Origin of the sequence: Priestia sp. LL-8 (assembly GCF_036227845.1) — a bacterium.
GTDB classification, from domain to species: Bacteria; Bacillota; Bacilli; order Bacillales; family Bacillaceae_H; genus Priestia; species Priestia zanthoxyli.
Genome location: NZ_JAZAQH010000001.1, coordinates 2,868,855 through 2,883,830, shown reverse-complemented (window position 1 = coordinate 2,883,830; position 14,976 = coordinate 2,868,855). Strand labels below are relative to the sequence as shown.

Annotated in this window: 13 protein-coding genes and 1 pseudogene; 10 read left to right on the top strand and 4 right to left on the bottom strand. The window is 38.3% G+C overall.

Going from position 1 to position 14,976, the window contains the following annotated elements; genetic code table 11:
- Positions 1-6: 6 nt before the first annotated feature.
- Positions 7-1,302 (top strand): 2-oxoglutarate dehydrogenase complex dihydrolipoyllysine-residue succinyltransferase, encoded by a 1,296-nt coding sequence (odhB, locus tag U9R83_RS14615; RefSeq protein ID WP_014459542.1) that lies wholly within the window; start codon positions 7-9, stop codon positions 1,300-1,302.
- Between the two features lie 41 nt (positions 1,303-1,343).
- Here the strand turns inward: odhB and U9R83_RS14610 are convergent, their stop codons facing one another.
- On the bottom strand, positions 1,344-1,952 hold the full coding sequence (locus tag U9R83_RS14610) for a TetR/AcrR family transcriptional regulator (RefSeq protein WP_033579400.1): 609 nt from the start codon (positions 1,950-1,952) through the stop codon (positions 1,344-1,346).
- Between the two features lie 193 nt (positions 1,953-2,145).
- On the opposite strand from U9R83_RS14610, the gene U9R83_RS14605 reads away from it, so the two are divergent.
- The 8 genes from U9R83_RS14605 (at position 2,146) to U9R83_RS14570 (ending at position 10,285) form a co-directional block, all read left to right on the top strand.
- Positions 2,146-3,321 carry a YhgE/Pip domain-containing protein gene (locus tag U9R83_RS14605; RefSeq protein WP_243549452.1) on the top strand — a complete coding sequence of 392 codons (1,176 nt, stop codon included), beginning with the start codon at positions 2,146-2,148 and terminating at the stop codon, positions 3,319-3,321.
- Between the two features lie 35 nt (positions 3,322-3,356).
- A complete protein-coding gene (locus tag U9R83_RS14600) occupies positions 3,357-4,868 on the top strand; it encodes an FAD-dependent monooxygenase (RefSeq protein WP_328575322.1) in 1,512 nt (503 codons plus the stop codon).
- A gap of 149 nt (positions 4,869-5,017) precedes the next feature.
- Entirely contained in the window at positions 5,018-5,152 is a 135-nt protein-coding gene (locus U9R83_RS14595; RefSeq protein ID WP_258873831.1) for a hypothetical protein, read from the top strand.
- 171 nt (positions 5,153-5,323) lie between these two features.
- On the top strand, positions 5,324-6,016 hold the full coding sequence (locus U9R83_RS14590) for a response regulator transcription factor (RefSeq protein ID WP_025751271.1): 693 nt from the start codon (positions 5,324-5,326) through the stop codon (positions 6,014-6,016).
- On the top strand, positions 6,013-7,482 hold the full coding sequence (locus U9R83_RS14585; RefSeq protein WP_243549450.1) for a sensor histidine kinase: 1,470 nt from the start codon (positions 6,013-6,015) through the stop codon (positions 7,480-7,482). Before U9R83_RS14590 ends, U9R83_RS14585 begins: the two co-directional genes overlap by 4 nt.
- Positions 7,483-7,507: 25 nt before the next feature.
- Positions 7,508-8,575 (top strand): TolB family protein, encoded by a 1,068-nt coding sequence (locus tag U9R83_RS14580; RefSeq protein WP_115654227.1) that lies wholly within the window; start codon positions 7,508-7,510, stop codon positions 8,573-8,575.
- A gap of 166 nt (positions 8,576-8,741) precedes the next feature.
- Positions 8,742-9,503, top strand: a complete 762-nt coding sequence (locus U9R83_RS14575; RefSeq protein ID WP_243549449.1) for a M15 family metallopeptidase — start codon at positions 8,742-8,744, stop codon at positions 9,501-9,503.
- Positions 9,504-9,613: 110 nt separating this feature from the next.
- Positions 9,614-10,285: a DUF421 domain-containing protein gene (locus U9R83_RS14570; RefSeq protein WP_328575321.1), complete on the top strand. Its 672-nt coding sequence runs from the start codon at positions 9,614-9,616 to the stop codon at positions 10,283-10,285.
- 28 nt (positions 10,286-10,313) lie between these two features.
- Here the strand turns inward: U9R83_RS14570 and U9R83_RS14565 are convergent, their stop codons facing one another.
- From U9R83_RS14565 to corA, 3 genes and pseudogenes are all read right to left on the bottom strand, one after another.
- Entirely contained in the window at positions 10,314-11,048 is a 735-nt protein-coding gene (locus tag U9R83_RS14565; RefSeq protein ID WP_115654226.1) for a polysaccharide deacetylase family protein, read from the bottom strand.
- 83 nt (positions 11,049-11,131) lie between these two features.
- On the bottom strand, positions 11,132-12,409 hold the full coding sequence (locus tag U9R83_RS14560; RefSeq protein WP_014459551.1) for a polyamine aminopropyltransferase: 1,278 nt from the start codon (positions 12,407-12,409) through the stop codon (positions 11,132-11,134).
- 443 nt (positions 12,410-12,852) lie between these two features.
- Positions 12,853-13,815: pseudogene (gene corA / locus U9R83_RS14555) on the bottom strand (magnesium/cobalt transporter CorA).
- 148 nt (positions 13,816-13,963) lie between these two features.
- On the opposite strand from corA, the gene U9R83_RS14550 reads away from it, so the two are divergent.
- Complete coding sequence (locus U9R83_RS14550; protein WP_274596490.1) at positions 13,964-14,821, top strand: STAS domain-containing protein; 858 nt, start codon at positions 13,964-13,966, stop codon at positions 14,819-14,821.
- The last annotated feature ends 155 nt before the right edge of the window (positions 14,822-14,976 follow it).

Here is a 14,976-nt window from a genome sequence, read left to right as displayed (position 1 = left end):
TGAACCATGGGAGAGATTAAAGTACCGGAATTAGCAGAATCAATTTCTGAAGGAACAGTTGCACAGTGGCTAAAACAAGTAGGAGATTTCGTTGAAAAAGGCGATTATATCGTTGAACTTGAAACAGATAAAGTTAACGTTGAAATTACAGCTGAAGACTCTGGTGTGCTAACAGAACTTCTTGCTGGCGAAGGCGACACAGTGCAAGTTGGTGAAACAATTGCGCGTCTTGAAGCGAAAGAAGGAGCTTCAGCACCAGCAGCACCAAAAGCTGAAGAAAAACCAGCAGAGGAAGCACCAAAACAAGAAGCTGCTCCAGCTCAGCAAAAAACAGTTGAAGAAGTAGCGCCAGCAGCTGAAGCGCCTCAACAAGGAAATCAAAAACAATGGCTGATTGCTTCTCCTGCAGCTCGCAAAGCAGCAAGAGAACGCGGAATCAAGCTAGATCAAGTACCAACTACTGATCCTCTTGGCCGTGTGCGTAAACATGATATTGATTCATATGCAGATCAAAAATCAAATGAGCAAAAACAGCAGGCACAAGCAAGTAAGCCAGCTAACCCGGTATCTCCGTCTCCAGCGGCAAGTGAAAATAGCGACAAACCTGTTGAACGCGAACGTATGTCACGTCGTCGTCAAACAATTGCCAAACGTCTCGTTGAAGTTCAGCAAACAGCGGCTATGTTGACAACGTTTAACGAAGTAGACATGACGGCTGTTATGGCTCTTCGCAAACGACGTAAAGACAAATTCTTTGAACAGCACGACGTAAGACTTGGCTTTATGTCATTCTTCACAAAAGCAGTAGTAGCAGCACTTAAAAAATACCCATTATTAAATGCTGAAATTCAAGGCAACGAGTTATTAATTAAAAAATTCTACGATATTGGTATTGCTGTGTCAGCTCCAGACGGTCTTGTTGTTCCAGTTGTACGTGATGCTGACCGTAAAACATTCGCTGGTATCGAAGGATCTATCGTTGATTTAGCGAAAAAAGCGCGCGACAACAAATTAGCATTAAAAGATTTACAAGGTGGAACGTTCACAATTACAAACGGCGGTGTATTCGGTTCATTAATGTCTACACCAATTTTAAACGGGCCTCAAGTTGGTATTTTAGGAATGCACAAAGTTCAGCTTCGTCCGGTAGCAATTGATGAAGAGCGTATCGAAAATCGTCCGATGATGTACATTGCACTTTCTTACGATCACCGTATCGTTGACGGCAAAGAAGCCGTAAGCTTCCTAGCTACTGTTAAAGAACTATTAGAAGATCCAGAATCTTTATTACTAGAAGGTTAATAAAAAGAACCTGCTATTCTCCGAGAGAATAGCAGGTTCTTTTATGTTCGCTTAATGCCTGCAACATAAGCAGGACCCAAAAAAGTCATGCTAGCGAGTGTCAGAGCCATTTCTCTAGGTGACTGCTTCATATCTTGTTCTAGCCAGTGCTGAATGACGCCAAGATGCGCTGACGTTACATAAGACATTAAATGTTCAAGTGGAACAAGCGGAGGCGTTTTATTATCCATGAGCTCTAATTTTTCCAGCATATTGGTTTTCATAACTTCTTTAATTTTAAGATGAAAGCCAGGGTTGCCTTTTGGACCAAGCATAACCTGCATAAAACGCGCATTCTCTTGAATATATTCAAAAAGCGCAATAATAAACGGCAAAGGCTGTTCTTTCAAATTAGCAGATACAATCTCATTTGGATTTGCTTTTTTGATAAATTCTTTTATTTCTTGAATGACTTCATTTTCACTTTTTTCAAGCAAATCGTATTTGTCTTGGTAGTGTAAATAAAAAGTTCCTCGATTAATATCGGCTTTTTTCGTCAGATCTCTGACCGTTACGCCTTCAAATCCTTTCTCTTCCATTAATTCTGTTAAAGCATCTCGGATAAATTTCTTCGTTCGAATAATTCTACGATCTGTTTTTGAATTCCCCACAGTTTTTAAACACCTACTTTTTTCTTTAATAATGAACAGTTATGTGTTTTGTGTTAAGTAAGCGACATTCCCATGATTATTGCATATTGAGAATGCAGGTAAATTTATTATAATTTACATAGTGATCACTAATCAACAGCATGTACATTATCTCTCCGTCAACGTGTATATGGTTAAAGAAGGGGATATCTATATGAAATTAAGTAACCAAAAGCTTATATATCTTTCACCAATTATAGTGGTAGCAGTTATTTTCATTTTTACCCTAACGTTAATTCCTTCAGTAAGCCAAGCACCTAAGAATTTGCCAATCGCATTTGTAAATGCCGACGAAGGAATGACAGTTCCAGCAAAGGGTAAGGTAAATATAGGAGATCATATAAAACAAAATATGAAGAGTTCAAGCGCTGAACAGTCTTCGGTTAAATGGATTTTTGTATCAACTACTAAAGAAGTTGAAAAAGGGTTAAATAATCAAAAATACTACGGAGCGCTTATCATTCCAAAAGATTTCACCAAAAAACAGGCGACTCTTCAGACGGCTCAGCCTGAGGCACCTGCTATTAGATTGTTAGTGAATCAAGGAATGAATACAGCTGCTTCAACACTAGCCAGTCAGGTGCTAAACGGAGCAGTTGATCAGATGAATGAAAATATGCGCTTGCAGCTAGTGAAAAGATTTGAACAAAGCGGAACGCAACTAAGTGCAAACCAAGCATTAGCACTCGCTGCACCGATTCAAAAGACAGTGATAAACGTCAATAAAACAGGGACTCATAGTGTCAACGGAAATGCCCCCGTTTCATTATTTCAGCCGCTGTGGATGGCAAGCATAGCAGGGGCAGCAGTTGTCTTCCTCAGCATCCACAAAATCACGTTTTCTTCTCGCAAAGAGAAATTTGTTAACCAAGTAGGATTCGTAATCATTGGTGCTACACTTGCTTTAGCTGCAGGTTTCGGGCTAGCGTGGCTAGCTGAAGTAGTTGGAATAAGCGTTCCTTCATTTTTGGATACAGCACTATTCTTAGCTATTGCTTACTTCAGTTTTTTCACCTTGATATCAGCCGCACTTTCATGGTTAGGACTAAAGGGACTTCCGATTTTCGTTATTATTCTATTTTTTGGCGCACCGCTGCTTCCAATGGCCCCAGAAATTATGCCTGATTTTTATCGAGAGTGGATTTATCCATGGCTGCCAATGAGGTTTATGGTAGATGGCGTAAGAGAACTATTTTTCTTTGGAGAACATCTGACATGGAATTCTTCTGTATCTGCTCTAGCTCTTATCTCTTTAATAAGTTTGTGTGCTCTGTTTGCTTCTGCTTTACCTGCATCTTCTGTAAAAAAAGAGAAGTCTCGCTCAATATAAAAGATACTGCAACTGAATGAGAAGGAGAGATAATGATGAAGCCACAAATCCTAATCGTTGGTGCCGGACCTACTGGCCTTGTGATGGCCTATAATTTAGCAAGACATAACATTTCTTTTCGAATTATTGATAGAAACGAAGGGCCTGGGCAAGCCTCCCGGGCAATGGCTATTTTACCACGAACCCTTGAATTTTATCAGCAGTTCGGTTTTGCAGATGAAGTCATAGACCGCGGGATTAAGATGGAAGATGTATACGTCCGAGTAAAGAATAAAATGAAAGCAAAAGTTCATCTAGGATCTTTAGGAGAAGGATTAAGTCCTTTTCCTTTTGTTCTTACATTTCCACAGGACGACCACGAGCGGTTTCTGCTTGAAAAATTAAAAAATCTTGGGATTGAAGTAGAATGGAAGACGGAGTTACTATCTCTAGCTGAACACGGAGAAGGGATAAAAACTTTATTAAAAGCCCAGCAAGAGGAAACCGCTTATTTTAAGTATATTTGTGGATGTGACGGAGCACACAGTACAGTTCGTAAACAAATGAATATAGAGTTTAAAGGAGAAAAATATAAACAGCATTTTTATGTGATGGATGTTCACGGCTCTGGTGAAGTGATGAAGGATCAAAAAATCAGTATTTCATTTAGCAATGAAGAATTTTTGATTTGTATGCCTGTTAGAAGTAAAGGAACGTATCGAATGATCGGCATTATTCCTTCAGCTCTTTTGGATCAAAACGATATAAAAGCTGAAAATATTCAAACTTTTCTTCAACAAACATTTGGTGCTGAGATTGAAAATATAAATTGGTTCTCAACATACAATATCCATCACAGAGTAGCAAGTCGTTTCCGACAGGGACGTATTTTTCTAAGTGGAGATGCGGCCCATATTCATAGTCCTGCAGGCGGACAAGGAATGAACACAGGAATTGGAGATGCAATCAACCTTTCATGGAAATTAGCAGCTGTCCTTCAACGCAAAGCGGCACTTTCCATATTAGATACATACGAAGAAGAAAGGTTGCCTTTTGCAGAGCTGCTTGTAAATACAACTGATCGCGCTTTTAAGCGAATGGTGGCACGAGATAAAACGAGTCAATTTTTTAGAAAACATATCTTTCCGTCTGTACTATCCTTTTTATTTCGTTTCCCTTATCCTCGTCACAAAGCATTTACGATTTTATCTCAAATCCGCATTGAGTATCGAAGTAGTGACCTAAGCAGCGGGAAAGGAACAAATGTGCAAAGTGGTGATCGGTTACCTTATGTAGAAGGGAATTTTGAATATTTACAGTCTATAAACTGGCAAATACATGTCTATGGAACAGCAGCAGAGAAGCTAAAAAAGAGCATGCAAGAAAAAGACTTCTCCTTGCACGAGTTTTCTTGGAACCCTTACTTAAAGAAAGCAGGGCTTCAAAAAGATGCTCTATACGTTATTAGACCGGATGGATACATTGGTTTTATTAGCAGCGAGCAGCGTATAGATCTACTTCATCAATATTTGAATACTCATAAAATCCTGCCTTTTACAAATGAATAATAACGCTAATAAAAAGCTAAGACAACATGATTTTAGCTGAAAGAAAATTGGATCGATGAATCGAGATTTCTCAAGGAAAATCAACTTTATTCGAATTTTTTTATAGTCATGGTAAACGTAGATTTCATCTATTTAGTTTACTCTAGCGGTTGATTGGAGTACAAGGCGCAGACTCCTGCGGGAAAAGCGGAATAGGTGAGACCCCGCAGGAGCGCAAGCGACGAGGAGGCTCAGCGGCCGCCCGCGGAAAGCGAAGCCTTGCACGGAAATCAACAGCGGTGTAGCGAGCAGTCAAGCTCATTGACCCCATTTGTTCGTTTTTAGATTGAATTGATTTTGTTATGTCTCAATCTATTTATTTTTGTTTACAATTTCGAAACAACTTGGAGATGTTTTTGCTAAAGCTGTTTGATAAGATAGACGAAGAGAAATATCAAATGAAAGTACGTGATACATTGAATAAAAGGATTTTAGTAGTTGATGATGAAAAAAGTATTGCTACAGCGGTATCTTATGCTTTCAAGCGCGAAGGATATATTGTAGACACAGCATCTGACGGTGAAGAAGCACTTGAAAAAGTAAAAAGCTTTCGACCTGACGTGATGATATTAGATGTGATGATGCCGAAATTAACCGGCTATGAAGTATGCCGAAAACTTGAGAATCGAAGAGGAATGGGGATTATCTTGTTAACGGTTAAAAATGATATCGTCGATAAAGTTCTAGGCTTAGAGTTAGGCGCTGATGATTACATGACCAAGCCGTTTGATGTAAGAGAACTTGTAGCTAGAGCTAAAGCACTTGTTCGGCGAATGGAAAAAAATGAAGCTCCTGAAGCTGTGGGAGAAATCACGGTGGGAAAAGTGAAGGTGAACTTAATTCAGCGCACGTTACATGTTGCCAATGAGTTAGTTAAGCTTACACCAAAGGAGTTTGATCTTATTGCTTTATTACTTGCCAATTTAGAGAGAGTATACACACGAGAAGATTTACTAGATCTTGTCTGGGGGATGGATTATGCAGGCGGTACACGTACGGTAGACATTCACATGCAGCGCCTTCGAAAAAAAGTAGGAGAAGCAGAGCCTTATTTGCTTCAAACGGTATATGGGGTTGGATATAAAGCGACAGCAGGGATCAATGAATGAAAATCAGCCTAAAAGCTAAGATGGGGCTCGTTCTTGCTTTTTTAATTATTTTAACAGTAACCGTACTGAGCGTACTTGTGTTAAAAGGAATTGAGACAAATCAGCGTGATCAGCTAGAAAGTGAACTTATTCAAAAAAGCAAAGCAGCCGAGCAGACGATTCGTCAAAGTTATGTAACCGGTGACACGTCTTTGAATACAGATTCTTTTCTTCAGCAAAAAGGACAGCGTCTTGCCTCTTCGATTGCATCACAAAGCGGAATGCAAACAGTCCTATATAATCAAAAAGGACAGGAAGAAGGAAGCTCTATTCCCATCGGCCAAAAAGATGTGGATGTTTCTGACACGCTTAGCTATGCTTTGAAAGGAAAAATAGCTTATCAAATCTCGGGTTCTTCCCTTATTTACTTTGCACCTGTGTCAATCGATAATCAATTTATCGGCGCCATTCGTTTTGACCATTCCCTAAAAAATAATCAGCAGTTTATAGCTGACATTAGGCACCTATTTCGTACTTGGGGAACGATTGCAGCAGCAGCAGCTTTTTTAATTGGCTACGCTTATTTTTACCGTATTGCTTCGCTTATTGCTAGCCTTCAAAAAACTTCACAGCAGATTCGAAAAGGTCGTTATTTAACCGACCTGCCGTTCAAACGGCGCGATGAACTCGGGGAGCTCAGTCAAGGCTTGTTTTTTATGAGTACGTCGATTGAAAAAAATATCGATCAAATGAATGAAGAAAAAAGAAAGCTTGAGTTCGCTATTTCGAAACTGCAGTCTCTTGAACAGCAGCAAAAGCAGTTTATCGGTAACATCAGCCACGAATTTAAGACGCCTTTAACATCGATCAAAGCTTATGTTGACTTACTTGATATGTATCGAGATGATCCTCAGCTTATGGAAGACGGCGTGCAAAATATTCGTAAAGAAACGAATCGCCTTCATGAAATGGTAGATAAAATCTTAAAACTTTCAGCGCTTGAGAAATATGATTTCGAGCAGCGGCCAGAGAAAGTTGAATTGAAGCGGCTTATAGAAGACATATGCGATCGTATGAAAGGAAAAGCAGCTAAATTTGATTTGACTCTTCATACAAATATAAAAGAAGCAGTTGTTTGGGCTGATCGTGAAAGCTTAATACACATTTTTATCAATTTAATTGACAATGCTATTAAATATAATGAACCAGGCGGAAAAGTGGAAGTAACGTCTTACACTTTAGAGAATTCTATTATTGTGGATGTAGCTAACACCGGAATAGGGATTCCACCCGAAGCAGAAGAGAAATTATTTCAACCATTTTTCACCGTAAATAAAGATCGGTCGCGTTTATCCGGAGGTACAGGCCTTGGCTTAGCATTAGCCAAAGACTTAACTGAAAAGCAAAAAGGCGTTATCAAGCTGCATCATTCTGATTCTAAATGGACGATTTTCAAAGTGTCGTTTCCTTTGAAAACAGAGAAATGAGTTAGCTAAAAGGAGTGAACCGTTATTGAAACGGTATAGATTAATGATATGTATAGCAAGCACTTTTCTTATTTTAACATCGTGCGGACAAGAAGAAAGCCATAGAGAAACCGTTGAAAAACCCGACAAGAAAATTACTGTATTGGACCAAGTAGATAAAGATGGAAAAATAGAAGTGAAAGACGTTCAGGATATTAACGGCGTAAGGGCGTTTCAATTTTTAAACGAAAACACAATGATTGTTAGTAAAGAAAATAAACAATTTCGTTCGCACGATTTCGGTCCCAAAGAAGTATATGCACAGAATCTAGCTACTTATAATCTAAAAAACAAGTCTACTTTTGTGTTGCATCCAAGCAATGAAATTCAACATGCGGCGAAGCTTTCTCCGAACGGTGAATATCTTTTTTATAAAGTAGCAAAAGGCGAAGATACATTTGGTTATATGATGAACCTTCAAACAAAAAAAACAGTTAAAATAAAGAATGTTCTGCTCTATCCATCAAGCGGAGAGTGGCTTAATAATTCAGAAGTAATGTTTATTACAATGGAAGGAAAGCTTTCTAAAGCAAATGTAAAAGGAGAAGCAGAACCTCTGTTGCACAGAGACGATCGAATCTTAGATGCAGTTAAAGGAATAGGTGGCATTTATTATATTGGTGTAAACAACCAGCTGTTTTTTCTTCATAACGAACAGACGGACCCTGAAAAAATCCGAGATAATGTGGTTTCTATTATCCCGTCTCCAAACGGAAAACAATTAGCGCTCGTTCAGCAAAAAGATGCCCAAACGAGAACGTTGTCTATCACAGATTTAAAAGGATCAGAGGCCTTTCAGCTTGCTCTGTCCACTCAAATTTTTGGCGTAAGCTGGTCTCCCGACGGTTCGAAATTAGCTTATAACTTTATTTCTGAAAAAAAGGGAGATAAAGGGATATTCATAGCAGATGGATTAACAGGAGATGTTACACACTTAAACGTAAATTTAGACTATGCTGCTGATCAGCTTGCTTGGAGTCAATCAGGAAATAAACTAGTTGCATCGAGCTTTACGCAAAATCAAGTTCATACGTATATTATCTTTTTGAAATAGACTGCTTAGGCTTAGGCAGTCTATTTATATTTTTTCACACCTTAATTTTTTTTAGAGTGTTTACAAGTTTGAAACAACTGAATAACAGACAGAAACATTTATATTTTATCCTTTCTTTATAGGCTTTTGTAGCGCATCAAAAGCCGTTTGAAAGGAGTAAGACATCATGAAATACTTTTTAGTTATTTGTTCTTTAGCTTTTACGCTGATGATAGCGGGATGCGGAACAAACAATTCTTCATCAAATACCGCCAGAGAATTTACAAAACATGGACAGGCTCAAAAAATAGAAAGCTCACCAGCTTCTTCACCTTTAACGAAACCTAACGTAGACGAAACAGTGGTCATAGCGAATCCAGAATCGTTTACGGCTTTAGTCAATAAAAAGCATCAGCTTCCTGACTCCTATCAGCCTTCTGATTTGGTCTATGCTGACGTTCCATTTATCTTTAGCGAAAAAATAGAAAAAAGAATGCTTAGAAAGCCTTCAGCCCAAGCACTTGAAGAACTTTTCCGAGATGCTGAAAAAGAGGGAATCAGCTTACTTGGTGTATCCGGTTATCGATCTCACGAGCGTCAAAAAGAGCTTTTTGCATTTTATGCAAAGCGAGACGGTGAAGAACAAGCACTAACCTATAGCGCCTATCCTGGAACAAGTGAACACGAAACGGGACTAGCAATCGATGTCACGGGAGGAAGCGGAATGTGTGCTGCAGCAGACTGCTTCGCTGATACACCAGAAGCTCATTGGCTTTCAAAAAATGCGTATCAATACGGATTCATTATTCGATATCCTGAAGGTGAAGAGCAGGTTACCGGCTATAAATACGAACCATGGCACCTTAGATATGTAGGGAAAAAAGCAGCCGCATCCATTTTTAATCAATATGCAACGTTAGAAACCTATGCAAGTAAGAAAAAAGCTTAATCAAAAGTTCTATAACTGGAGAACGAAGAAAAATCAAAAGTCAGGTTTATCACTCTCACATATGATACAAACTGATACTATAACATGCTTGCTATAGAGGAAGGGTATCAATGTATAAAGATATTGCGATTGAACTGATATGTGGATTTTTAGCGCTATTTATTATGCTGAAGCTTTTAGGTAAGACGCAGTTTGCTCAAATCACTCCGTTTGACTTTATTACAACGCTTGTCCTGGGAAATATTGTGGGGGATGCAGCTCTTGAAAAAGGAGTAGAGTTAACTGAAATTCTTTATAGCGTTTTGATTTGGGGGCTTCTAATTTACGCAGTGACAAAGCTATCTCAAACCTTTACAGGATTTAGGGGAATTCTTGAAGGCAAGCCTTCAATGATTATTTATAAAGGGAAAATCCTTTATAAAGAGCTTAAGAAAAACAACTTGGATTTGAATCAACTTCAGCATCTAATGAGACAGCAAGGGTATTTTTCACTGTATGAAGCAGAATACGTCATTTTAGAAACGAATGGAGAGGTGAGCGTCGCTCCTAAACATGAATTCGGCCCTCCGACGAAAAATGATTTAAACATCCCTTATTCTCAAACCAATTTACCCATTGCTTTAATTATGGATGGAAAAGTAGTGCCTGGCAATTTAAAAGAAGCTAACGTAGATGAAAAGTGGTTAAAAAAACAGCTGGCAATCAAAAAAATAAAGGAATACAACGAAGTTTTTTATGCTGAATGGCAGCAAGAGCGAGGGCTAGAAATAACAAAATTCTAAAAACCCTTTCCTTTTAAGGAAAGGGTTTTTAGCTTTCTTTTAATAGCTTAGCAAAATCTTCAATCGTTGTAGAATACGTGACGTACAGACGAGGAATAAGATAGTTTTCATTCTTTTGTCCGCTTTCAGTAAAAAAATTTGGAATCGTTGAAAGACCAAATGTATAATTCTTTTTTGTTTCGTCGACTACGCGGCTATTGACCTTTCCATAGGGGTAAGCAACAGCAATAACTGGCCTGCTCGTAATGGCTTCAATTTTTCGTTTTGAATCAGCTAGCTCATAGGATAAATTTTTCGTCTTAGTTAAGTCCGGATGAGTAGCGGTATGAGACTGAATAGAAAAAAATCCTGAATCAATAAATTTTTTTAAATCGGCTGGCGACAAACGGTTGGGACGGCCGATAAAGTCTGAAATCACAAAAATTGTAGCCGCTGGATGAAACTGAGGGCTGGCTGCTCTTTGGAAAATAGGCAAGATAGTAAGATTATTTTTATATCCATCGTCAAATGTAATAAATATAGGTTTTTTCACACGCTTTAGTTCCTGCCATTTTTCAAATGTTAGCGGCGTATATCCTTGCTTTTTAAGATAAAGAAGCTGTTTCTCAAAATTTTCAGGCGTCACATACAGTTCTTTTTCCCCGTGGCCTGTGTAGGCATCAATAGAATGGTAAATCAGGACAGGCACTTTCACTTGGCTAAAAGCGGGGGAAGGGAAAATAACAGTTAGCACTAAGATAACAAAAACCGAAATTTTTCTCATAACAATCCTTTCTGTTGCACAGTGGTGACGAGACTGTTTTAGTATGTCAAAAGAAAAGGAATGTATAAGCCAAGCTTTCTTTTTTACAAATATAAGCCTTCTTTTTTAAATATTTTATGCAGAACCAAGTGCTCAGCAGAGTTCACAACTGCAAACTGTTTTTTAGAAAGCGAATGGGGAGAAAAACGCATTAGCTTAGTAAAGTCTGATGGCAGCGTAGTAGATGAAACATCAGTAGAGAGTACCGGGGCAGACAAAGGTGTTTTCGAGCCGATGTGAAAACCCCAATCTCCGAAAGAGGGAATAATGGTGTGGTAGCTCAACGTATAAAACTGAGAAGCTTTCATCGTCTTATTAATGCTCCAAAAAACGATAGGTGTGTCTCTAGGAGAATTTGACTGACATACGACCAAGCCGCTGCGCGATAGTGAACGTTGGAGAAGTGCGTAAAATTCTTTTGTATAAAGAGCACTTATGTTTTTGTTAGTAGGATCAGGAAAGTCGATAATGATAATATCATAACACGCTGAATTCAAAGAGAGGTAGTCAACAGCATCTTGAATATGAACGGTGACACGAGAATCTTCGAATGAGCGTTGATTTAACTTCTTTAATTCTTCTACATTCATCGCAGCATTTACCACGTCAGCATCTATTTCCACAAGGTCTATTTCTTTAACTTCTTTATATTTAAGAACTTCTCGCAAAGCTAAACCATCTCCTCCGCCTAGAATAAGAATGCGGCGAGGACTTAAGGAAGCTGCAAATATAGGGTGTACAAGAGCTTCATGATACGCATGTTCATCCAATGAGCTAAATTGCAGCTGTTCATCCAAATACATTCGAATATCAGATGCTTTAATCAGCTGAATATCTTGAATACTGTTTTTCTGATGAAACAAAATGTCATGCTGGCCTGATAAGATCTGCTGTAGACTAACGTGATCTGAGTCATCTCCACCATTGAGAAGACGGGTGCTTTCAGCATGCTGACGATTTTTTGTTGGAGTTTCGGCGTGTTGAATTCCGCGAGAAATCGAATACACAACAGCTTTTTTTGAAGCTAATTGCTTCAGCAACGCATAACCAATTTCAATTATTTCTTTGTCTCCGCACGTATAAAAATCTAATGAAGCGTAGTTTTCCTCCGGCCACGTATGAATAGACAAGTGAGAGGTAGCTAATACGAGAATGCCTGTAATGCCTTGGGGCGTAAACTGGTGAAAGTAACAGTGCAAAACTTCCATCTCTGCATCTAGTGCAGCTTCAACAAGAATTCTCCTTAAAAGTGAGGGGTCGTTTAATATCACTTCATCGCATTCGAACGCATCCATTAGCAAGTGTTCGCCTTTAGTATCCACTACGTCAGCCTCCTTTCTGAGCATTATTTTCACTATCTTATGAAATTTTTTAGAAAAGGGAAACGTAAGCACGTTATTTTATGGATATTTTCGGGAAATAACTAGTTATCATCACATAGAAAGGCGGTTGAGACAAACATATTTTCGTTGAAGGAAGATCCGAACAATGAATCCATATTCTTGATAGGAATCGAAACCTTTCGAATTTTTTCATTGGTAGGATGAACGTAGGCTTCATGTATGTAGGATTTCTAGCGGTTGATTGGAGGGCAAGGCGAAGACTCCTGCAGGAAAAGCTGAACAGGTGAGGCCCCGCAGGAGTGTAAGCGACGAGGAGGCTCACGCCCCCCGCAGAAAGCGAAGTCTTGCGCGGAAACCAACAGCGGTGTCTCAAGCGATTCATGCTATCTCATTTATCTTTAAGTGGGATTGATTCAATGTCTCTACTCTTTATCAGCATTAAACCAGCCTTTTCGCTTGAACCATAAAATTAAACCAAGCGTTATCACTCCCATGAAGCCAAGCACAAAGAAATAGCCATAGTGCCACTTTAGCTCAGGCATATTTTCAAAATTCATTCCGTATACGCCAACGATAAATGTAAGGGGAATAAAGATAGATGAAATAACAGTCAGTGTCATCATGATTGAATTCATCCGGTTTGAATTAAGAGAAAGATAATTATCACGCATATCAGACGTCATTTCCCGATTTGATTCAATCATATCGGCTAATTTTAATAAGTGGTCATAGACATCTTTAAAATACCTTTTTTGTTCAGGATGAACATCTAGGCGTTCAGAATTTATAACACGGTACAATAAATCGCGCATAGGCAAAATGGTTCTTCTGATTTTTAGCAAATCACTTCGAAGTTTGAATACATCTTCCATTAAAACAGAAATGGATTTCTTTGCATCTATGTTTTCTATATCATTCAGCTCATCTTCAATCTGGTATACAGTGGGGAAATATTCATCTACCACTTTATCCATCACAGAATACGCAAGATAGCTTATCCCTTTTTCTTAAATCGAAGGTGTATGAAGCAGCTTTTCCCATACTTTATCAATTGCAGCTGACGGGTGAAAATGAAAAGTAACCATATAATTTTCGCCGATAAAAAGGTCAACTTCTTCAGCTTCTAACGTTTGACGATTTAACGAATGAAGGACAAAAAAACTGTATCCTTCATAATAATCGAGTTTTGGACGCTGCAGAAAATGAAAGCAATCTTCAATCGCTAACGGATGAAAGTGGAAGGATGATTGAAGCAGCAGCGCTTCTTCTTCAGAAGGGCAGTTAAAGTCAATCCAATAGTACTGAATAGAAGGGTCGTGAATCTGATCTAATTGTATATGTTTCACAAGTTTGTCATCGTTCGTAAGAGCTAACGTTCGTATCATTTGAAAACTCCTTCGTGTTTTTATAGCCATTTTCAATGTAGCATAAAATCATAAACTACACGTATTTTTTTAAAAAATTTTCTTTCTTCTCTTTTTATAAAACTAGTAAGGGGGAAAAAGTTGAATTATAATGATAGTAGTAGCTGGTATGGAAAGGGGAATCGTTTTGAATAAAAATGAAGCACTTCGAATGTTTTTCTTAAAACATGCAGATCAACTGACGGAAGAATGGTATGAAAGCATTGAAGACAATGACCCAGAATCGGTTTATGCATCTACTCATCCGGAAGTCATTTCAGTATTAAAAGGTCAAAATAATGAATTTCATTTATACATAGCCGATGTATTTATAAAAAGTGAAAAAGAATTTTTTGATTCATTTGAAACGTGGATTTTAAAGATTGCGGAAGACGGAGAGCATGTAAGAACGCCTATTCATTATATTATTCGAGAATTTTTCCGAGTTAGAAAACAGTATTTAACGTATTTAAATCAATTTGTAGAAGAGTATGACCAAGATATTACGCAAGAAGAACTAGACGAATGGAACGAATTGATTGTACGCGTGTTTGATATCACCGTTTATAAATTTGTTGAAGAGCACCATCAGCATTCAAGGCGGTTGCTTGAAGCACACAAGGAGCTGATTAATGAGCTGAGTTCCCCAGTTATTCCATTGAGCGATCATATTGCGATTCTTCCGCTTGTTGGGGATATCGACACAGCAAGAGCGCGCCGAATTTTAGAAAATACGCTAACTCGCTGCGCTGAACAGCAAGTGAATCACCTTTATATTGATATTTCAGGAGTGGTTATTGTTGATACGATGGTTGCTCATCAGATTTTCCAGCTGATTGATGCATTAAAATTAATAGGTGTAGAATCAACGATCTCTGGGGTACGTCCTGAAATCGCGATTACCGCTTCTCATTTAGGTTTATCGTTTGAAAATATATCAACAAAATCAACCCTTGCTAATGCAATGGCCTCACGTATGAGGAAATAAAGCGAACAAGAATTACTTTTAATTCTTGTTTTTTTTATTTCAATTCACACTTGACATATAGGTTAAAGAGGTATTATGATTTTACTAATTTAATAAATAAAAAGAGTTGTATTACATACGCTAATATAAAAATGCATCTCTGTAATTAGCGGACA